Here is a 21,329-nt window from a genome sequence, read left to right on the forward strand (position 1 = left end):
AGAACAGGTTATTTTTTGTGGGCCAAAAGTACAACTGCACCTTGTGCGGCCTGAAAAAGTAATGGTATATAACCTAACAATCCTGCAGACAAAACGACTGGAGCCGGGATTCCTAGAATTCCTGTGAATAATGCGACTTGCGTCCCCTCGCGAATGCCGATGCCGTTTAATGAAATGGGAAGCATCGAGACGACTATGGTTATGCTTGTGAAAACCACGAGGATGCTTATGTCAATGTTGACGTCGACGGCCCTGAAATACGCATAGGCGATGAACAAGGTCAGGAGTTGTAGCCAGAGGGAATCTAGCGAAGAAAGCAAAATTTGTTTCTTGTGCTTTCTGTAAATGGAAAGGCTTTTTTGAATTTTGGGAATGAATGATAGTTTGTTTGCTATTGCCTGCGGGACTGGAATTTTATCTGAAAAAAGGCAGAGCGAAATGAAAACGATGCAGGCGAGGCTTGCTACTGCCATGACTAGAGTGTAGGCCCACGGAATATCGACTTTGCTCATGGCGAAGGGGAGCGCGATAAAAAAGCAGAGGAACATCGCAAGCAATCCCTGGATGCGGGCGATTAGTACAGCCGAGACGGATTGGCTGGTCTGGTTGAAGTTTTTCCCGAAGGCGAGCGACTTGACGGCATCGCCGCCAAAGCCGGTAGGCAATAGGTTATTGAAGAAGTAACCCATGGCTGTGTAGGCGTAGTACGTCTTGAACGGGATTTCCGGGCCTTGGACCGAAAGTCCCTTCCAACGGTTTGCCTGTATTGCCATGACGAGAGTCGCTGCGACTAGCATCGCGATAATCCATGGCGTCATGTCGGCGTTCCAATTGCTGGCAACTTCGCTGAATGGAATTTTATGGAAAATATAGGCGAAACCGCCCACACTTACGAGTAATTGGATGATACGCTTAATTAAAACTTTTTTATTTGTCTTATCGCTTGCCATTGCTTTATATTATAGCATTTTACGCAAGTCATTGTGAAAGTTGTCGGAAATTGCGCACGCAAAAAAGGGGCCTTTGCTGTGCTTTCATGATACAATTTGTACTCTCATGATACTTGGTGTATTCTGATGATACAAATTGCCATATTCTGTCACAAAAAAGTGGGATTTTTTTAATAAAATATTCCAAAATGTATTGTTTTAAACTGAGAAATAGTTATTTTCTTAGTACCAAGAAAGGAGAAACTATGAAACTTAAGAAATTTGCTTCAGTTGCCGCGTTAGCCTCGTTTGGAGTGTTGGCGGGGTGCTCGGAATCGGATTCTTCATCGCCCATTGCAAGTGATGTTGAAGGCACTGTTAATGTGGGTGGCGGAGTCGTCGCTTCGAATACGAGCTTCAATGCTGCAAAAGTGAAGCTTTCCCGCTGCACCCACTCTGTCGTGGATCAGTGGGAAATGGATACCACGGCAACTGCACAGGAACCGGTTTCGGCTTCTGTGGAGTCTGTTTTAAAGGAAGGGGAAAACTTCGCCATTGAGGCTGACGTCGCAGTGGAATCGTCTGATGTCTATACCATTGCGTCTGCGGGTATCGGTAGCAATGGCTCGGCATGGAAGCTGCAGGTCGAAAATGGCGAAGTTGTTTTAAAGTGGCGTGAAAATCAAGAAGGAGATTGGAACGTCCTTAAGGCCGAAAAAGGTATCCATTTAGGGGAATGGAACGATGTTCGACTGGAACATGTGGACTCTTTGAGCGTGCTTATTGTGAATGGCGAAATTGTCGGCGCCTATCAGCATAATGTTCATTTGGGAAATTCTGAGGGGAATTTGACCATTGGTTCCGATACGACAGAAGATGAAGTTGGCAAAGGCCGTATTGCAGTCATCCGCGTTGAACACACCTATGATATTTATGTTGTTCCTGTTGAATCTTCTAGCAGCGAAGTTGTTCCTGATGAGACGAACACGACGCTCGGTGGCCGCGACTGGATTGCCGCTTGGGAATTCAATGATGCTTCTAATGTCGGTCGCGATTTCTCTGGAAACGGCCATACGGCTGTTATTGGCGAAGGCGCTGTTACCGTCGCCGATGGTGCTGCCAAATTCGATGGCAAGTCTGGCTTTAGCGTGCCGTTGACTCCGGACTTCAAGATTAACGATTTCGTCATCGAATCTCGCTTTAAACCGGCTAGCTCTTCGCGCTTCAATAACATCTTGGTTTCTGAACCTCCTGGACGTTATGGCGATGGCTGGATCTTCCGCCTCGGCTACGGAAAGCTGTATTTCAATATCCGTGACGAAGCCAATGGAACGGGTTGGTCTGAATTCGAAATCGCCTCTGTTCCGATGAACGAATGGACGGTTGCCCGTGTTGAACGCCTCGGTGACGAAGTCAGCTTCTTTATCAATGACACTTTGATGAAAACTGTTAAGTTCAAGGGCGATGTAAGCGACTTGACTTATAACTGGGGCCTTGGCTATGATGCTATGAACCAGGCTGTTCATCAGCGTTACTTTGATGGCGAAATTGACTACATCCGCTTTGGCGAAAATCTTGAAAGTGTTCCTGTTGAAGTTGTTCCTGTGGTCGATACGACGAAGGCCGACACTGTAAAGAAGGATGTTGAAGAGATGAAGCCGGAAGAACAGAATCCGGTCGAAGAAAAGCCTGTCGAAGATGTTGTTGATACGGCTGCAGTTGTCGAAAAGCCTGTTTCTGAAGTCGAAGGCGACTGGATTGCGGCTTGGGAATTCAATGATGCCGAAAATGTCGGTCGTGATTTCACAGGAAATGGTCACACGGCAAAGATTGGTGAAGGTGCGGTTGTCGCTCTTGACGGTATCGCTGGTTTCAATGGCAAGTCTGGATTCTCTGTGGCTCTTGCAAATGATATCAACATCAACGAATTTGTGGTTGAAGCCCGTGTAAAGCCGACGCAGTTTGGCACGATGCAGAACATCATCGTTGCTGAACCTCCTGGAAGAGGCGTTGATGGCTGGCAGCTCCGCATTGACGAAGGTGTTTTGAGAGTCCACTTGCGTGATACCGATAAGGATTACGATGACTGGAACATTTTCCCGGGCAAGAAGATGGCTCTCGGTGAATGGAGCACGGTCCGTGTTGAACGCAGCAATGATTCTCTCAAGGTCTTCCAGGATGGCGTACTGACGGTTTCTGTTGCCTATAAGGGTGACTTGACCCAGATGCGTTATGATTGGGGTATTGGCTACGATGCCATGAACCAGGCTTTCCACAACCGCTACTTCATTGGTGAAATGGATTATATCCGCTTTGGCAAGTTTGAAGGTTTCTCCGATATTAATGATGCCTCCTTGACCGAAGTGAAGCCGCTCGTCGCTTGGGAATTTAACGAACCGACCTTTGTGGGACTTGATGCTATGTCTAACAATTCTACGAAGTTCCACGTCGGGGCCCCGGTTGTTAAAGATACGACACTCAAGCTCGATGGCAAATCTGGCTTGCAGGTTTCTCTTTCTCCGACTTTCGCTCGCAATACCTTTGCCGTTGAAGCCCGTGTAAAGCCGACAAAGTTTGGCGGAATGCAGAACATCATCGTGGCAGAACCTCCTGGATACCGCGGCGATGGCTGGATTATCCGCCTCGATGATGGTGTACTCGATGCTTATTTCCGCGATGAAAATACGGATGGCTCTACTTGGAATTCTCTTTATGGAAAGAAGCTTGCTCTTGATGAATGGACTACGATTCGCGTAGAACGCAGCGCTGATTCCATCAAGGTGTTCCAAAATGGCGAAGTAACTGCCAAGGCTGCAACAAAGGGCGATGTCTCTCAGCTGGGCTACAACATCGGTATTGGTTATGATGCCATGAATCAGGCTATTCACGATCGTTTCTTTGTCGGTGAAATCGATTACATCCGTTTCTACGAACAGTAATCGCTTACTCTTGGTTTAATGTATATTTGAAGGGTCTCCTCTATTTTCGGGAGCCCTTCTTTTTTTTGGATAGTTTATGCTAATAGACGTTGGAATTATCAATTACAATAGTGGATCGGAACTTACGGAATGTGTCAAGAGCTTGAAAGCGCAATCAAGACCGATTCGGGTTTTTGTTTTTGATAACGCTTCGACCGATAATTCAATTGAACTTTTGAGGGACTCGGGACTAGATTGTTCCATTACCGAGAGCCCCGACAATTTGGGTTATGCGGGCGCCTGTAATGGGCTTTTGGCGCAGATGGATTCCGAGATTCAGGTGCTTTGCAACATGGATCTGGAATTCGACCCAGCTTGGGCGGAAAACTTGCTTGAGTGCTTTGAACGCCACCCGGAGGCGGGGGCTGTGGCAAGCCTTGTGATGGAAAAGAGCGGATTTGTGAATGCTGTGGGCGTGCAGCTTGGGGCGGACCTTTTTGCAAAAAATGAAGGTAGCGGCAAGAACGTCGCTGATGCGGATATCCGCGAGAAGGACGTCTTTGGCTGCTATGGTGCCGTGATGAGTTTCCGCAAGGCGGCTGCACAGGCGGCGGGCAAGATGGATGATAGCTTCTTCTTGTTCTTTGAAGAGACGGAATGGTTTTTCAGGTTCAATCTAGCGGGTTTCAAGACCGTCTTTTGCCCTGCTGCGAGGGTCTACCATGAACGCTCCCTGACGACGGTGCGCTATTCCCCGAAAAAATTATTTTATTCCGAACGAAACCGTTTGCGTTCAGCGATTCGCCTATTGCCGTTGAGGAGTATCCTGATGCTCCCGGTACGCGGTTTTGTGCGATACCTGAACATGGCAAAGGGCGGTGTTCCCGGCCAGTCTGGCGATGGGAAAAAGCTCTCGAAAGTCGCTATTTGCAAGGCGCTTGCGCAGGCCTGGCTACAGGCTTTGCTTGCATTCCCGAAGGAATGGGCTGTTCGCAAACAGTACGAACGCAAATATGGGAACGTAACGGGAAAAGTCCGCGAAATTCTCGCCAAGTATCCCTTGCAGAATATGTAGTTAAGAGTTCTAAGTTACTAGTTGCTAGAGAATTTCATGTCAAGATATTCTAGTAACTACCAACTAATAACTAGTAACTGCACCGAAGGTGCTCTATTTACTAAATTGCAGGCATGGCGTTCGTTCATTTACAGACTCATTCTGAATTTTCGATTTTGCAGGCTTCGGCCCGTCTTGATGATATTTTGGCGGCAGCCGCAGCAGAAAACGCACCTGCTGTTGCTTTGACGGACCATGGTGCCATGTTTGGTATTCTTGAAATCCAGACGCGTGGCAAGGAACTGAACAAAAAGCGCAAGGAACAGGGCCTCCCGCCGGTCAAGACTGTTTATGGCTGCCACATTTACGTGGATACGCCGAGTGCAAGCCAGAAGGATCCGACAACATTTGAACGATTGACGCTCCTTGTCGAGAACGAAAAGGGCTATTACAACCTGTTGCGCATTGTGAGTTACCGTTACGAAGACGGGGATCGTTGGGCAGAAATTCCGTCCGTGCCGCTCGAGACGATTAATGAATTTAAGGAAGGCATTATCGCCATTGCGGGCGATTATTTTAGCCGTTACGGCCAGAATGTGGCTTCGGGCAGGGATTCTCTTGCGCTCGAATACATGGACCGCTTAAACGAGATTTTTGACCACGACCACTTGTACATTTCGGTTTGCGATAACGGGATTCCGCAGCAAAAGCACGTGAACGAATTCAACGTGGAACTGGCGAAAAAGTACGGTCGTGAAGTCGTTGCCGTGGGCGATGTCCATTACATTAAGCCCGAAGACGCCACATCGCACAAGATTCTGCGCTGCATCTCGCTTAAGGTCACGCTGAACGGTTTTGAAGACAAGCGCTTCCCGACGGAAAAGTTCTATTTCCGCACCGAGAAAGAGATGGTGGATCTGTTCGGGCATATCCCGGGCGCCATCGAAAATACGGTGAAAATTGCCGAACGCTGTAACTTTACCGTGAAAACCGGTATCGGTGATGAGTTCTGGCCGCGTTTCAAGATTCCTGATGAATTCCTCGCTTCCGAGGAATACCAGAGCATCAAGGCGATTATGAAGGCGGAATACGATGCGGAATATCCGGTCGTCCGCGAACGAGAACTCAAGGGCGTCATCAAGGACCGCAAAAAGAAGGTCAAGGCAAATTACTGTGCCGAAAAAGGCATTGCCGAAGATGCGCTGACCGATGCGGACAATGCAGAAATCGACCGCCTCTCGCAGCCGGAATTCTTTGATGAAGATGACAACAAGGCTTGGAACAAGAACATCCACCGTTGGTGCAAACCCGGGGGTGATGCCGACATCTATATCACGCACCTTTGCAATGAACGCTTGAAGTGGCGATTCCCCGACGAAGATTTTAAGTTCCCGGCTCACGAAACGAACGTGGGCAAGCGCATGTACAAGGAGCTTAACTGTATCCGTAACATGAACGTTGCGGGCTACTTGCTCATTGTGTGGGACTTCATTAACTGGTCCCGTGAACATGGCATTCCCGTGGGCCCGGGGCGTGGTTCTGCTGCTGGATCCTTGGTCACTTACATTATCGGTATTACCGACATTGACCCGCTCACTTTCGACCTCCTTTTTGAACGATTCCTAAACCCGGAACGTGTGTCCATGCCGGATATCGATACGGACTTTGCAGACCGTGACCGCGGCCGCGTGATCCAGTACGTGACGGACAAGTACGGCAAGGAGTGCGTGGGCCAGATTATTACCTACGGTATGCTCAAGTCGAAGGCGGTGATTACGGACGTTGCGCGCGTGCTCGGGATTCCGCCTGCCGAAGCGAAGGCCATTACGAAGCTCTTCCCGCAGCGCACGTTGAACTTTAGCTTAAAGCAGGCCTGGACGGGTAAAGACAAGAAGGGCAACAACCTCGAAGACGGTTACAGCCCGGAACCTTTGCAGGCGATGATCAACAGCCGCGCTAGTTACCAGAACCTTTGGGACGTTGCTAAAAGACTTGAAGATTTGCCGCGCCAGACGGGCGTGCACGCTTGCGGCGTGGTGATTACGCCGACCCCGATTTATAACCTTGCTCCTTTGTACCGTGCTGCCCCGGAAGATACGCCGGTGGTGATGTACGATAAGCACTACGCCGAAGACATCGGACTTTTGAAGATGGACTTCCTTGGGCTTATCAACTTGTCCATCATTCAGGACACGGTGCGAATGGTCGAACAGAACCGCAACATCAAGCTTGTGATGAACAAGATTCCGATTGATGACAAGGCGACGTTCGAACTTTTGGGCAAGGGCCTTACGACGACGGTGTTCCAGTTCGAATCTCCGGGTATGCAGAAGTACCTGCGCGAACTGAAGCCGACCCGAATCTTTGACCTTATCGCTATGAACGCCCTGTACCGACCGGGGCCGATTGACCAGATTCCGCACTTCATTGCCCGTAAGAACGGCAAGGAAGAAATTGACTGCTACCATCCGGACTTGGAACAGGTGCTTGGCGAAACGTACGGCGTTATCGTGTACCAGGAACAGGTGATGAAGCTTGCCCAGATTTTGGGTGGCTACTCGCTGGGTGGCGCTGACAACATCCGCCGTATCATGGCGAAAAAGATGCCGGAAAAGATGGCGAAACTCGAGCCGGAATTCTTCCAGAAGTGCTTGGACAAGGGCTACGACAAGGCGATGATCCAGAAGGTCTGGGACGCCGTGCTCCCGTTCTGCGGATACGCTTTTAACAAGAGCCATGCAGCCGCTTATGCTTACGTGGCTTACCAGACGGCGTACCTCAAGACGCATTACGGCCCAGAATACATGGCGGCCTCCATGACCTCCAAGATGGGTAAGACCGAAGATACGGTGACCATCATTCTGGAATGTAAGCGACTCGGGATTCAGGTGTTATCGCCGAACATCAACACGTCTTTGGGCGTGTTCTCGGCGAACACGAAGGGACAAATTCTTTACGGTCTTGCGGGTATCCGCAACGTGGGTATCGCTGTTGTCGAAGACGTGGTTGCAGAACGCGAACGCCGTGGCATCTACAAGGACATCTTTGATTTTTGCAAGCGCGTGACGGAATACCAGGCGGCGCAGCCAGAAAAACGCCCGCCGCTCAACAAGAAGGTCTTGGAATGCCTAATTATGGCTGGCGCCTTGGACGATTTGCCAGGAAGCCGCGCCGTATTGATGGCTACTGTGGACCGAGCTTTGGAAGTCGCCTTGCGCAGTCAGGAAGACAAGGCCAAGGGCCAGGTCTCGCTGTTTGATCTGGGCGGTGCTGCCGCCATGCCGAATACCGCCGAAGTTCTGGAAGAAGCCGAAGATTGGACCGCGATGGAAATGCTCAACAAGGAGCGCAGCGTGCTCGGGCTTTTCCTCTCGGGGCATCCGCTTGACGAGTTCCGCCCGGAATTACAGGGATTTACGAGCTGCTCGCTCTCGGAAGATGAAATCACCCGCTATGTGGGCGATACGGTCGTCGTGGGCGGTGTCGTTATCCGCATGCGTTCCATTGAAACAAAGCGCGGTGATACGATTGGCTCTGGCGCTATCCAGGATTTCCAGGGTGAAATCGAAATGTTCTTCAAGAAGGACGTCTGGGAACGCTTGCGCGATACGGTTTCTGTCGATGACCGCGTGCTTGTGAAGGGTGTCTTGGAACAGCAGCGCGACCGCGATGGCTACCAGATTATCGTCGAAGAAGTGATTCAGCTTGACCGCGTGCGTTGCGACATGGTGGATTACATCCATGCAAATTTCACTGTCGGCATGCTGACAGATGAATTTTTGGACAAGCTAGATGTCGAAATGAAGACCAATTTGGCCGATGAGTACTGCCATGGGTGCCAAATGGTGTTCCATTTGGAGGCAGATTCCGGATTTGAACATGTCGTTGTCCTAAAAAAATGTAAAGTTGTATATACTCAGGAATTGTTGCAGTGGCTTAAGACAGAATTAGGCGCTCTGAAGGTTTGGGTATCGAATCGTGCAAAACGTTAACGAAGAAAATTCTCCTTATATCCTCTTCTGTGCAGGGGAGGATTCCGGCGACATGATTGGCGCCGAGATGGTGTCGACGGCTGTACAGCAGGGCTTTAAAGTCATTGGCTTGGGCGGTCCGTTGATGCAGGAGAAAGGGTTACAGCCCTTGTGGGACTATAACGAACTCCCGGTTTCGGGCGTGGGCGATGTGGTGCCGAAGTATTTCTCGTTAAAGAACGTTTTTGAAGTCTTGAGCGATGCCGCTGAATCCAAGAAATGCCTTGGCATTGTGGCGATTGACTACCCTGGTTTTAACATGAAGCTTGCGCGCCTTGCTAAAAAGTGGGGAAAGCCCATGCTTTATGTGGCGCCTCCGCAAATTTGGGCCTGGAAGTCCAAGCGGGCTAGCCTTTTTAAGCAGGCTCACAATATACGCTTGGCGGTGTTCTTCGATATTGAGGCCCAGGCGTATAAGCAGATGGGTGTCGAAACGGCCCGTATCAAGCATCCGATTGCAAGCTGGGTCTATGACCAGGTCGAGCCGCGTTCTGATATTTTGCTTTTGCCGGGAAGCCGCCGTGATAGTGCACTTCGTAACTTGCCTTCGTTTGTGACTGTTGCCGAAAGGTATCGCAATGTGTGGGCGGATCGCAATTCGGGACCACTACCGGACGTAATCGTCGTTGCTTCGCGCGAGCATTTGGAAGTGCCGCTTCTGGTGGCTCTGGAATCGCTTTACGAAGGACGCTTGCCGAGTTGGCTAAAAGTCGTCGTGGCGCCTAAGTTAATCAGCGAACGTTTGAATTTTTATTCAAGCTATTCGGCCGCGCTAACCTCGTTTGGTACAAGTACGCTCGAAATGGCGTGCGCTGGTATTCCGTTTGCGGCCTGCATTGTGCCGGATTTTCTCACGTACGCGATGGGCAAGTTCATGGTCAAGTCCGAATTTCTGTCGCTCCCGAATGCGATTTTTGGTTGCGGCGTGACTCCGGAATTTATCATTCGCCATAAGCTGAACGACCGTATGACCGATGCCATTGTCGATGCTTTGTTCCAGCAAGACATTGGCACTGCAGACGAAATCGCCCTCCGTCTCCGCAAGGCTCTGGATGTCGGTAAGACATCTAGCGAGCTAGTGTCTGAATTTCTTGCTCAGTTCCTCAAGCGTTAAGCGCATGAGCGTCGGACTCCCGAACGGGGACTTGAGCGGATCCTGCGTAATCATGAGCTGGCTTACGAGCGCCGTGATTTCTTCGGGCTTGAGCTTGTCACCCGCCTGGTAAGCGTTCGTCTTTGCCCAGGATTTTGCAATCGCTTCCTGGAACTTAACCATGTCATTCTTGGTGTCGTTTTCGTCGACATCATTTAGGAAATCGTGAACCGCTTTGGCGGCACGCGAAAGTGGGAGAGCGCTTGGAATCGAGCGAATCTGGTAGGTGTCGCCTCCGAACGGCTCGACGAAGAATCCGAGCTTGCGCAGTTGCTCATCGACGTTTCGGAAGATTTCTTTCTCTTGCTTGGAAAGGTCGATGAGTTCCGGGAACAGAAGTTCCTGGCTATCTTGCATGATGTTGTTCTGGAGCGATTCCATCGCTTGTTCAAAGAGCACTCGCGTGTGGGCGGCATGCTGGTCGATAATCAAGAGACCATTGGAATCTTCGCCGGCGATGTAGGTGTTTGCAATCTGGAAGAACGAGGGCGGCGCCCACGGCGTCTCGGGAGGCGGAGCGGGCTTACTGTGGTCGGGTTCCAGCGAAATAATCTTGCCGTATTCGGGGAGCGAAAAGAGGTCCTGAACGTCGTCGCTTACGTCGTATTTAGACTTTTTGTCCGAAAGCGTATTCGCGGCACTTGCGGGCTTTGCGTACGGTTTATTTGCCGATGCATTTGCCGGGGTTATGCCTGCATAATCCCTTTTTGCGAAGGGATTTTCCCACGGCAAGTCGTTTTGCGGCTGGGTCTGTGTAGCGAATGTCGGTTGCGCGGGTGTTTCGAAAACCGGTGCTTCGGGCATAGTCGTTGCCGAAGTCGCAGACGATGGCTGCACAGATGGTGCCTGCTTTCCCATAAATTCATCGCTCAAGTCGATGAAGGGGGAGTTTGCTTCTAAATCCTTAGTAAATGTATCGCGGATGGCGTGCGTGACGACTAGGAACACCAAGTTCCCGTTCGCAAAACGGACTTCACGTTTGGCTGGGTGCACGTTGATGTCGAATTCCATGTCCGGCATGTCCAAGAACAGTACCGTTACGGGCTTGCACTGCGCTCCATACGGCTCGTAAGCTTGCGAAACAGCCTTGCTCACCATCTTGTTTTCAATGGGGCGGTTCCTCATGAAAAGGAACTGGTGGTTGCGTTTGCCGTTTGTTTCGGTCGTGGGCGAGATGTAGCCTGTCACATGGACGCCTGCTTCGGTGTAATCGACAGGGAGCAAACTTTTGGCGACCTTTGAACCAATAGCTTCAGCGATGCGGCTGCGGAGTTCTCCGGGAACGCCGGTAAAGACCGTTCTATCGCCTACTTTATAGTCAAAGCGAATTTCCGGGTGCGAAATGGCGGTCTTTAATACGATGTCTAAAATGCGGGAGCATTCGGACGTTTCACTGCCGAGGAACGTGCGGCGCACAGGAGTGTTGTAGAACAGGTCTTCGACGAGGAATGTGGTGCCGCGGCTCGCCTGGACATCTTCTTTTTCAATAACTTCACCACCCTTTACGACGATGCGGCCACTTTCGCCTTCTTGCGTGGCGCTAGTGATGGTCAGCTTCGAAACGGCTGCGATGGAGGCGACTGCTTCACCGCGGAAACCGTTTGTCTGGAGGTGGAATAAGTCGTCTGCGTTTGTTAGTTTGGATGTAGTGTGGCGGAGGTAGCACAGGTCCAAATCGGCGGCCCCCATGCCCTTACCGTTGTCTGTGACCTGGATTTTTTTCTTTCCACCTTGTTCAATCTGGACTTGAATTCGGGTTGCTCCGGCGTCAATTGCGTTTTCTATAAGTTCCTTGACAGCCGATGCCGGGCGCTCAATGACCTCGCCAGCAGCAATTTTATTGATGATTTCATCGGATAAAAGGTGAATTTCAGCCATTTTCGCTTTTATATGTAGCTCTTTGTATATATTTTCTAATATTTGATTGCTATATTATAAATATAGCTAATGAATTTTTATGAACAAGTGAGGTGAGTGAAATGGTTTCAAATCTATTCCTTCAGCTAGCACACATTGAATTACTGATGTCTTACCCGGTCAAGGACATTCTGACCTTGGTCAAACGAGATTCGCGATTCAATGTGAAACTTCTAAATGATTTGTACTTCGAAGATTCATACGTAGATGAAAGCGCTTACCGATTCATAATGGACAATATCGTCGCGTGGTTGTACGAACGCGGTGAAAATCCAGATGAATTCATCGAACGCATCGTGAAGCGTTGCGCCGCTTTTGAAGCTGTTCCCGCTCGTAGCGTTCTCCGCTCTTACTTGCCGTTTGTCTCTTCGTTCTACTCTGCTGAAGACGCTCGTGAACTCTGCCTCGAAATCATTCCGAAACGCTACCCGTTCCTTACTAAGGCCAGTATCCTCCGTAACGAAGTTATTGACGGCAATCGCAGGGTGGACTTCACGTTCCAGTTCGAGACTCCGGGTGTCCTTGCTGCAAATCCCATGCGCTGGATCCGTAGCATGATCAACATCGGACCGCTTCTCTTGAACACGCCTGCATATGAACACATTAGCTACCTCGCCACGCAGACCTCGTTTATTGAAGCTCTTGAAAACAGAGTTCCCGCCGAAATGAAGGATGACGGTGGTGTGTATATCAAGGGTGAACTTGTTGGCCGCCATGCCACGTTTGAAGACTGCATTAAGGAACACAACCTTGAATGGAAGAGCGACGTCGAAAAGAGCATTGGCTGTGTGCGTTCTTTGGTCGACATCCGCGACCCGAAGACCGGTGCGCTCCTCATCGAAAAGGATTGCTACTACGGTGCTCCGGCTTACGTTCTTGAATTCAACTTCAAGGCTAACGTTAATGCTTCCGAACCGTTCCTCAAGCTCATGAGTTCTGTCGTTAAACAGGAATTCGCAGCTTGGGCTCCGATCCAGAAGGCCCATGAACAGCTCCTCGATGCGATGAACGATTCCGTCACAATCGTGTACTACAAGAGCGATGACTCCATCTCCGTGAACAGCAAGCACCTCATGCGTAACGTTCCGGCTCGAATCCTCCGCAACTTGCTCCGCGAATACACTGTGACTGGCCGTGAAGAATACGAGAACCGCGAATTCAAGCGCGACCCGGCTATTTGCATGGATCCGCTCCGCCCGAACTTCGAGAGCAGGTTGAACCGCGTCATTGCCCATATCAACGGCTCTGACGATCCGGAACATCCGAGCGAAGGTGTGAAGAAGTATTTCGAAATTGAACGCCATCGTCGCGGTGGTTTCCGCTTCGTTCCGAAGTGCAAAATTATCTTCCGCGAAGAATAAGATTTACTTTGTTCTTGCTGCTTTTTTGCGGATTGTAAAGTGAAGTTTATGATTGGTAGTAAAAGGTAAGAACGGTAAATTTTATTAAGTGAAGAAATAAGAAAAACGAAAGAATCGGACCCCTATCATTTTGGTATATTTAGAGTGTTGAGAATGGTTGGAAAGGTAAATCCTGAAACGACTTTATCATTGCTCCCCTCCTGATAGGTTCAAGGTTCTGGAAACCGCTCAATATTTTCTCCTTCTTAGGAAAGGGCTCTTCTAGAGCCCTTTCTCTTTTTTTATGCACTTTCATCCTGGCGCAAGCGCCAACCTTACGGCTCAGCCATGACCATACAAGTATGGTCGCGGCGCTCGCCTTTTAAGGTTGTGGCCGACGCTCTATTCTCACAACGTACTGCTTTTAAATTATTGATTGTATATCAGTCACGCTATTTATGAAATAAAAAAGCCCGCATCATGTGATGCGGACCTCTCTAATAACTAATGACTATTGACTAGTGACTAACCAGTAATTAGCGGCGGCTTAGGGCCATTGACTAATGCTTGCGCATTAGCGACGGCGGGCAGCCATCTCTTTCTTCAAGATGTCCATGACGGCGCCGATTTCGGCAGGAGCCTTGAACACCGGGTTTGCGTACTTGCTTGCGATGTTTTCGAGCTTCTGTTCGTGGTAGCCGACCTTGAATTCCGTGAACTTGAGGCCGTGTGCCGTGCTGATGACGACGACGTTTTCGTCCTTAGCAATCTTGCCTGCGGCAACGAGCTTTTCGAGAGCGCCGAGAGCGACACCCGTATGCGGGCAGCAGTAGAGACCGATGCGGTCGCCGCGGTGGGCTGCGTTTGCGAGTTCTTCTTCAGAGACGCTTACGACCATGCCGTTTGTCTTCTGGATAGCGCGGACTGCCTTCGGGTAGCTGACCGGGTTACCGATCTGGATAGCGGAGGCGAGAGTCTTCTTTGCCTGAACCGGAACGAGCTTGTCGAAGCCGCGTTCGTATGCCTGGTAGAACGGGTTTGCGTTTTCTGCCTGAGCAACGATGATGCGCGGAATGCGGTCGATGAGGCCCATGGCCTTGCAGTCTTCGAAGCCCTTGGCAAGTGCGCTCACGTTACCGAGGTTACCACCCGGGATAATCACGGTGTCAGGCACCGTCCAACCGAGTTCCTGGCAGATTTCCGGAGAAATCGTCTTCTGGCCTTCGACGCGGAGGCTGTTCATGGAGTTGGCGAGGTAAATGCGGTTGTCCTTTGTGACTTCCTGAACGATCTTCATGCAACCGTCAAAGTCGGTGTCGAGCGCAAGCACGATGCTGCCGTTAGAAATCGGCTGGATGAGCTGTGCGGTGCTGGTTTTGCCGGCCGGGAGGAACACGATGGAAGGAATGCCTGCCTTTGCGCAGTAGGCGCTGAGGGCTGCAGAAGTATCGCCTGTTGAAGCGCAAGCGACAGCGTCAATCGGGTGGATGCCCTTCTTGATGATGTGGTTCACCTGGCTTACGAGAACCGTCATGCCGAGGTCCTTGAAGGAACCCGTGTGGGAGTTGCCGCAGAGCTTCACCTTGAGGCTTCCGATGCCGAGTTCCTTGGCGAGCGGGGCTGCGTCAAAGAGCGGGCTCCAGCCTTCGCGCATGGTGACGATGTCTTCAACCGGAATATCCGGGAGCACCATTTCGCGCTTGCTCCAAATACCACTCATGTCTTCGGGCTTAAAGCTCATGCGGCGTTCGGCAAAGAGCTTCTTCCATTCTTCCGGGCTGCGGCTGGCGAGCGCTGCACGGTCGTGTTCGACTTCGAGCAGGCTACCGTCCACCTTGCTGCGGTAAATGACGTCGGTCAGCGGGTAGGTGTCGTCGCCGTTGATGTTTCTAAAATGAGCGTTAAACTGAGACATAATAATCCTCTTGAATTTTACGAGGCAAATATAGCAATTTAGTCTTTGGTCGTTAGTCATTAGTCGTTGGTCGTCAAGACAATTAGGATTTTGGAATTTGGAGTTCGGAGTTGTATAAATCGCGGCGAAGCCGCCAAATTAAGTAATTGTACTTTCGTTTTACTCAAGTACCTAATGCTGGGCTCGGAAATAGGCTTGCAAGCAATCCTGCTTCACTCGCCCTATGCATTAGTCCTAATTCCTACTTCCTAATTCCGAATTATCTAAGTTCTGCCAACTAAGTTCTACCGACTAAGTTCTACCAATTAAGTTCTGCCAACTAACCACCTCCTACTTCCTACCGCCTACTTCCGACTCTATGTAATTTGCTATATTATGGGCGAAATTTATTTACAAGTAATACTCGGAGTTCTGAGTGAAAAAGAAAAAATTTATTCTATTGCCGTTTATGGCGTTCGTCCTATCGTCCTGCTTATTTGATACGGATGACGATGGCTTGTCTAATTGGCTCTCGGATCAGGGAATGCCCAGCAGCTATAAAGTCCAGACGGTGACGGTTGATGACCTGAATCCCTTGTCTGTCGAAATTACCCGTGACACTCTCCCCGAAAACGCCGGAACTCGCGGATTGTTGGGCACTGTGCCCGGCATGTCTTTCGATGCCGTATTTGATTTTGCACTGGATAGCGCTTTCCTTGACACTCTGAGCTCTGCGGATTCCGTAAAATCATATGTGCATTTGTGGCTTTTAGATTCGTACTATGGTGCAAAAGATTTGCCGTCGGATTTTTTCCCGATTAAAGAAGACTTGCAACTGAATGTCAGCTGGATCCTTTCGGAAAAGCTGAGTGCGAAAGAATATAAGGATATTGAATCCATTAGCGATTCCGTCTGGTTCTACGAACTGGAATCCTGGAAACCGCAGAAGACGACGGACACCACTATTTCGGTCTCGGTAGTCTCAAAGGAGTCTATCCTGGCTATGGAAACCCCGATGACTCTGGATTTGCCGAGTGCTTTTGTGAACGATATCCGCAAGAACTCGGGCAATCGCCGTTTGCAGCTCCGCCTGTCTGCGCCCAAGGCCGCCCATGTATTCCGTTTCTATGGTGCATGGTCCCTGAAATACCATCCGCAGTTCTTTATGGTGGCAACGAAGAAGAAAGTCTTCCCAAAGATGTTTAAGCCTAAGCATGCCGCAACGATTTACTCAAATCGCGAAGATTGCTCGGACTGCCTTGTGTTGCACGGCGGCAACTACGATTCTCTTATCGTGGAATTCCCGTCCAAGCCTATCATGAAGGCTCTCTCGGATTTCTATGGCGATGAATTCCCGTACGCAGGTGGTGACGACGTGCGCCAAGCGGTTGTTATGGCTGAAATGACGTTCTTCAGGGACGATTCCAAGGGTAGCCAGGAATTGAAATTCCCAATGGTTGTTCTTGCCGGCAGTTTCTTGGATAGCGCTGATACAGTGATGCGTCGAACGGAAGGTTATTACAAGTTCAACAAGGACGTTGTTAAGGAACATGGTCACCAGAATCTTGTGTTCCATGAAGGCGATTCGCTTTCGTTGCAGGTAACGGACGGCATGCGTAATTTCATCAACAGGGCCAACGACGGCAGAACGTTCAAGATGATAATGAGTCTTGGCAATTCGATTGTCTTGGACAAGGATACTGTTTTCCGCGCTCGGGTAAGTACAAGAACCGATACGATTAAGACGGTGATTGCTTCGGGCGATACGTTGAAGTATGCGACCGGGGATACGCTTTACATGACGTTCCCGGATGTGGACTATGCCCGCTATGATTTTACCTCGATTAAAAATAAGCCCGCTAGACTCAAATTGTGGCTTGCCTCTAAGCGCGGGGAGGACTAATGAAAAAGTTTATCAGTGCTTTACTTTGTGTTTCGAGTTTTTCCTTTGCGTCGATGATTGGACTTGATGCTCTCGGTCAAGAGCAGATTGCAGGCGGTTCCACGGCTATGGCGGGGCGGGGCTTTGCTGGTAGTGCAAAGACTGGCGATGCCGAGGGTGTTTCTGTCGTGAACCCGGCGCGTCAGGCGTTTGATTCCAAGGTTTCGTTTAACTTGAACTTCCTGTTCGATGTCTCGTCGGCAGATCGTTCAAATTCTCATTTCACGAAGACGACCGTCTCTTTGCCGTCGATGAACCTCACGTTCCCGATGAATGATTTTGGATCGCTCGGTTTTTCGCTGTGGCAGCATTACGCATCTACGATGCGCGAGGACATTGAAAACGAAGAAGAACAGTGGAACGCCGAAATCGAGTACCAGAGTTCCATCTATGAACTGGTGCCGTCTTATGCCATTAGGCTTCCGTTCTACCGTGTCGTCTCTCTCGGTTTCTCGGCTCACTTTGTGATGGGCAGCTTTAATCGCGACCTCACGCTTGGCCCTAATCACGACGACGTTGACGAAGGCGACATCTGGGCTACAAACGATGCCGATGTTACGGACCATGTGACGGGCGACTGGAAAATCAAGAACTCGGCATATTTCACTTTTGCCGCTCAGTATCGTGGCCGCATGGCTTCGTACTTCTTCTCGTTTACGACGCCTTACACGCTCAAGAACGAACTGGAATACAACTTTAGATTTAGCGAGTTGGATACGCTTGCTCCGACCAAGCTTACTCGTCGCATCAAGGTCCCTGCAATGCTTGCAACTGGTGTCAACTACCGCCTCAACAAGCGCCATAATGTGATGGCCGATGTGGCTTGGCGTGCTTGGGACAATGATATTGAAAACGCTGCGGGAAGCTGGAACATGTCCAAGGTGACAAAGACCCAGAATGATTTTAATATTTCTGTCGGCTACCAGCGTGATGGAAGTGATATCTTTTACGATTCCTACTGGGATCGCATTACGTATAGAGCCGGTCTTTGGTACAAGAACTGGTATGTTGAAGATGTTTCTGAAATTGGTGGATCTATCGGTGCCGGATTCCCGCTTGGGCGTAAGGGCACGATGCTTGATTTCGCTATTCAGGGTGGGGTTCGCCTGACTGATGACGACCGCAACTGGAGCGAATCCTTTATTGGTATTCGTCTAGGCTTGGTTGGTGTTGGTAATTGGGGCAAGACCCGTGGTCAGTAAGATTTAATAGAAGGAGATCGAAATGACTACTAAGAAGAAAGAAGAGGATGTTAAGAAGACCGTTGCAAAGAAGACGGCTTCTGCGAAGGTTTCTGAAAAGAAGACTGTAACGAAGGTCGCTTCGGAAAAGAAGACGGCCGCAAAGGCTACAAAGTCTGCCGAAGAAAAGGCTACGAAGGCTCCGGCAAAGAAGGCTGCTGCATCGACTAGCAAAGTGACTGTAGCAAAGGCTGCCGAAAAGAAGGCTGTCGCTAAAAAGCCGGCTGCAACTGTTGAAAAGGTTGCTGCTAAGGCAGCTCCGGCAAAGAAGACCGTAAAGGCTAAGGCCGAAAAGGCTGAAAAGCCGGCTACAAAGGCCGCTGCAAAGACCGCCAAGGTTTCTGAAAAGACTGCAAAGTCTGTTGCCGCTGCTAAGAAGGTCGTGAAGGCTGCAACGAAGGCCAAGAAGGTCGATGTTGAAGTTGTAGAAACTCCGAATGGTTCGACAAGCTCACCAACCGGTACGGTTAAAAAGGCTTCCGCTCCGGAAGCTTTGCCGCAATCCTTTGATGCCGAATACCTCGTGCTCATGCAAAAGGATCCGAACTGGATGCAGGCCTTCTGGGAAGTATCCGAAGAACGTATCAAGGCTGCCAAGAAGGGCAAGGGTAAGCTTGTGCTTCGCTTGTTCGACATCTCGAACGACTTGACCGTGAAGCGTAACAAGAAGCTCAAGTTCCACGATATCGAAGTTCCGGCAGACGCCCGTAGCTGGTATGTGGAAAACAAGGCTACTCAGAACTGCGCTGCAGCTCTCGGCGTGGTTGCCGCTGGCAAGTTCGAACCGCTCGTCGAAGCAGGCCCGATGCAGACATTCACGCTCGAAGGTTCCGAAGTGAATACGGACAACGTATTTGTCCGTGCTTCCCTCGGCGGGGCAACTCTCGGTGGCTTTGGCAGCTCGGGACTTTCTTCGATGTCTGCAAAGAACTGGCTTGAATCGCTTTCGAGCTCTTCGGGCTCCATGTTCTCTGGCGCACTTTCCAGTGCCGCTCTCAAGAGCAACAAGCTTGAACTCCCGAAGGATTCCGTGAACTACGGCAAGGACTTCTTCTTGTGGGTGAAGACCCGCTTGATCGTCTACGGTGGCACGCGTCCGGACGCACACTTGCAGGTGCGTGGCGAACCGTTCCCGCTCAACCCGGATGGCACCTTCAGCTTTGAAGAAGACCTCCCGGACGTGACGAAGATTATCCCAGTCTTTGCGACCGATAAGGATGGCGATTTCCCGACGACAATCGTCCCGATCGTAGTGAAGCGCACGGAATAATGGCAAAGCCTGGTCGCGTACATCTTTTGCTTCACGCTCATTTGCCTTTTGTGCGTGAACCCTCTTTTGACCGGTTCTTGGAAGAGAACTGGTTTTTTGAGGCTATGGCGGAGACGTATTTGCCCATCATCCAGATGCTCAACCGTCTGGAAGAAAAGGGCGTGCCGGGCACTTTAAATTTTAGCGTTTCATCGGCGCTTTTAGCGATGCTTACGGATAAGCTTTTGCTTACCCGTTTTTCGGCGCATTTGCACAAACAGCTTGAACTGATTGAACGCGAAAAAGTCCGCTTCCAGGGCAATTCCGAGCTTATGGAAGTGGTGGATTTTTATTACCGCAGACAGCTTGCGCTCATCAATACCTGGGAGCGCGATTGCGGTTGCGAAATTGTCCCTGCATTAAAGCGCTTGGAGCAGATTGGAAAAATCAACTTGCTCACGTGCGTGGGGACGCACCCGTTTTTGCCTGCGTACCAGAACGATATTGATGCCATCCGCCTGCAGCTGAAGATTACAGTCCGTGCTTTTGAGGACGCTTTTGGCAAAAAGCCTCGTGGGCTGTGGCTCCCGGAGTGTGGCTATTTTGAAGGCTTGGATGCGATTCTTGCAGAATATGGATTCAAGTATTTCTTCCTGGAAACGCACGGCGTGCTCTTGGCAAAGCCTGCGCCGAAGTATGGCGTGTTCTCGCCTATCAAGACTCCGGCAGGGCTTTATTGCATGGGCCGCGAACAGAGCAGTTCCATGGAAGTCTGGAGCCGCAAAACGGGTTACCCGGGGCATCCGGAATACCGCGAGTTCTTTAAGGATATTGCTCACGAACGCGAAAGCGAGTATCTAGGCGATTACTTCTTGGCGGCGGGTGCACATATCGAAACGGGCCTCAAGTATTACCGCATCACGGGAAGTGAAGACAAGAAAATTTATCGTCCGTGGAATGCGCTCCGCTTGGTAGAAGACCACGCGCGACTTTTTGTCGCCAATCGCGAAGCGACTGTGTCGAGCTTGCTTCCGAACATGGATGGCAATAAGGTCTCGATTCTTTGCCCGTACGATGCGGAACTTTTTGGACACTGGTGGTTCGAAGGTCCGCTGTTCATCGAGAAGATGTTTGAACGCGCGGCAAGCTCGAGCGTGGTCGAGATGGCTTCTCTTGAAGATTCGATTCGCGAGCCTGCGGATAAAGACGTTCACAAGCCTATTTTCTCGTCGTGGGGCGAGGGCGGCTTTGGTGAAGTCTGGATGAATGACGAAGTCGCTTTCCAATACCCGATGTTCTTTAGAATGCGTAAGATGATGGACGATTTGAAGTCGCGCATTTCTAAAGTAGCAGGGAAGGCTTCTGGGAATGCTCATGGAGTGGCACGCGGTAAGGACTGCGCAAAGCCAGCGACGATGAAACGATTTCTTGCGCAGATGGCGCGTGAACTCGTGCTGTTCCAAGCTTCGGACTGGGCGTTCATGATTCATAACAATTCGGCGGCGGATTACGCACGTTCCCGCTTGAACGGACATTATGAAAATGTCTGTGCGCTTTATAAAGAAACGGTGAAGGCAAATCCCGATACCAAGTTGCTCAAGAAGTTAGAACAAAAGAATAATTTGTTCCCGTTCATTGCGGAATGTTTGTAATGGCCTAAT

Annotated in this window: 12 protein-coding genes; 9 read left to right on the forward strand and 3 right to left on the reverse strand. The window is 50.2% G+C overall.

The features are described 5' to 3' along the window. Positions 1-8: 8 nt before the first annotated feature. Positions 9-950, reverse strand: a complete 942-nt coding sequence (locus tag B3A20_RS07350; RefSeq protein ID WP_290763223.1) for a lysylphosphatidylglycerol synthase transmembrane domain-containing protein — start codon at positions 948-950, stop codon at positions 9-11. 245 nt (positions 951-1,195) lie between these two features. On the opposite strand from B3A20_RS07350, the gene B3A20_RS07355 reads away from it, so the two are divergent. From B3A20_RS07355 to B3A20_RS07370, 4 genes are all read left to right on the forward strand, one after another. After that, positions 1,196-3,868: a LamG-like jellyroll fold domain-containing protein gene (locus B3A20_RS07355; RefSeq protein ID WP_290763225.1), complete on the forward strand. Its 2,673-nt coding sequence runs from the start codon at positions 1,196-1,198 to the stop codon at positions 3,866-3,868. A gap of 76 nt (positions 3,869-3,944) precedes the next feature. Next, positions 3,945-4,922 (forward strand): glycosyltransferase family 2 protein, encoded by a 978-nt coding sequence (locus tag B3A20_RS07360; RefSeq protein WP_290763227.1) that lies wholly within the window; start codon positions 3,945-3,947, stop codon positions 4,920-4,922. A gap of 113 nt (positions 4,923-5,035) precedes the next feature. Continuing rightward, entirely contained in the window at positions 5,036-8,893 is a 3,858-nt protein-coding gene (locus tag B3A20_RS07365; RefSeq protein WP_290763229.1) for a DNA polymerase III subunit alpha, read from the forward strand. Beyond that, a complete protein-coding gene (locus tag B3A20_RS07370; protein ID WP_290763230.1) occupies positions 8,880-10,046 on the forward strand; it encodes a lipid-A-disaccharide synthase in 1,167 nt (388 codons plus the stop codon). The genes B3A20_RS07365 and B3A20_RS07370 overlap by 14 nt, the downstream gene beginning before the upstream one ends. Here the strand turns inward: B3A20_RS07370 and mutL are convergent. Further along, positions 10,008-11,963: a DNA mismatch repair endonuclease MutL gene (gene mutL, locus B3A20_RS07375; protein WP_290763232.1), complete on the reverse strand. Its 1,956-nt coding sequence runs from the start codon at positions 11,961-11,963 to the stop codon at positions 10,008-10,010. The two genes, B3A20_RS07370 and mutL, sit on opposite strands and share 39 nt — an antisense overlap. A 101-nt stretch (positions 11,964-12,064) precedes the next feature. Here mutL and B3A20_RS07380 point away from each other — a divergent pair, with 101 nt between their 5' ends. Further along, on the forward strand, positions 12,065-13,363 hold the full coding sequence (locus B3A20_RS07380) for a hypothetical protein (protein WP_290763234.1): 1,299 nt from the start codon (positions 12,065-12,067) through the stop codon (positions 13,361-13,363). 553 nt (positions 13,364-13,916) lie between these two features. On the opposite strand, the gene thrC is transcribed toward B3A20_RS07380, so the two are convergent. Next, complete coding sequence (thrC, locus tag B3A20_RS07385; protein WP_290763236.1) at positions 13,917-15,257, reverse strand: threonine synthase; 1,341 nt, start codon at positions 15,255-15,257, stop codon at positions 13,917-13,919. A 415-nt stretch (positions 15,258-15,672) separates the two neighbouring features. Here thrC and B3A20_RS07390 point away from each other — a divergent pair, with 415 nt between their 5' ends. The 4 genes from B3A20_RS07390 to B3A20_RS07405 are packed head-to-tail and all read left to right on the forward strand — an operon-like array spanning position 15,673 to position 21,320. Continuing rightward, positions 15,673-17,139 (forward strand): hypothetical protein, encoded by a 1,467-nt coding sequence (locus B3A20_RS07390; RefSeq protein WP_290763238.1) that lies wholly within the window; start codon positions 15,673-15,675, stop codon positions 17,137-17,139. Continuing rightward, positions 17,139-18,380 carry an OmpP1/FadL family transporter gene (locus B3A20_RS07395; RefSeq protein WP_290763240.1) on the forward strand — a complete coding sequence of 414 codons (1,242 nt, stop codon included), beginning with the start codon at positions 17,139-17,141 and terminating at the stop codon, positions 18,378-18,380. Before B3A20_RS07390 ends, B3A20_RS07395 begins: the two co-directional genes overlap by 1 nt. A gap of 22 nt (positions 18,381-18,402) precedes the next feature. Next, entirely contained in the window at positions 18,403-19,689 is a 1,287-nt protein-coding gene (locus B3A20_RS07400) for a DUF4912 domain-containing protein (protein WP_290763241.1), read from the forward strand. Next, entirely contained in the window at positions 19,689-21,320 is a 1,632-nt protein-coding gene (locus B3A20_RS07405) for a glycoside hydrolase family 57 protein (RefSeq protein WP_290763242.1), read from the forward strand. Before B3A20_RS07400 ends, B3A20_RS07405 begins: the two co-directional genes overlap by 1 nt. Positions 21,321-21,329: the final 9 nt, after the last annotated feature.

It is taken from the genome of Fibrobacter sp. UBA4297 (assembly GCF_002394865.1).
In the GTDB taxonomy this organism is placed as follows: domain Bacteria; phylum Fibrobacterota; class Fibrobacteria; order Fibrobacterales; family Fibrobacteraceae; genus Fibrobacter.

Excerpts from the sequence above, each read along its gene's own strand:
- B3A20_RS07365 (WP_290763229.1), top strand. The coding sequence starts at position 5,036 with ATGGCGTTCGTTCATTTACAGACTCATTCTGAATTTTCGATTTTGCAG.
- thrC (WP_290763236.1), bottom strand. The coding sequence starts at position 15,257 with ATGTCTCAGTTTAACGCTCATTTTAGAAACATCAACGGCGACGACACC.
- B3A20_RS07360 (WP_290763227.1), top strand. The coding sequence starts at position 3,945 with ATGCTAATAGACGTTGGAATTATCAATTACAATAGTGGATCGGAACTT.
- B3A20_RS07355 (WP_290763225.1), top strand. The coding sequence starts at position 1,196 with ATGAAACTTAAGAAATTTGCTTCAGTTGCCGCGTTAGCCTCGTTTGGA.
- B3A20_RS07395 (WP_290763240.1), top strand. The coding sequence starts at position 17,139 with ATGAAAAAGTTTATCAGTGCTTTACTTTGTGTTTCGAGTTTTTCCTTT.
- B3A20_RS07380 (WP_290763234.1), top strand. The coding sequence starts at position 12,065 with ATGGTTTCAAATCTATTCCTTCAGCTAGCACACATTGAATTACTGATG.
- B3A20_RS07400 (WP_290763241.1), top strand. The coding sequence starts at position 18,403 with ATGACTACTAAGAAGAAAGAAGAGGATGTTAAGAAGACCGTTGCAAAG.
- B3A20_RS07405 (WP_290763242.1), top strand. The coding sequence starts at position 19,689 with ATGGCAAAGCCTGGTCGCGTACATCTTTTGCTTCACGCTCATTTGCCT.
- mutL (WP_290763232.1), bottom strand. The coding sequence starts at position 11,963 with ATGGCTGAAATTCACCTTTTATCCGATGAAATCATCAATAAAATTGCT.
- B3A20_RS07350 (WP_290763223.1), bottom strand. The coding sequence starts at position 950 with ATGGCAAGCGATAAGACAAATAAAAAAGTTTTAATTAAGCGTATCATC.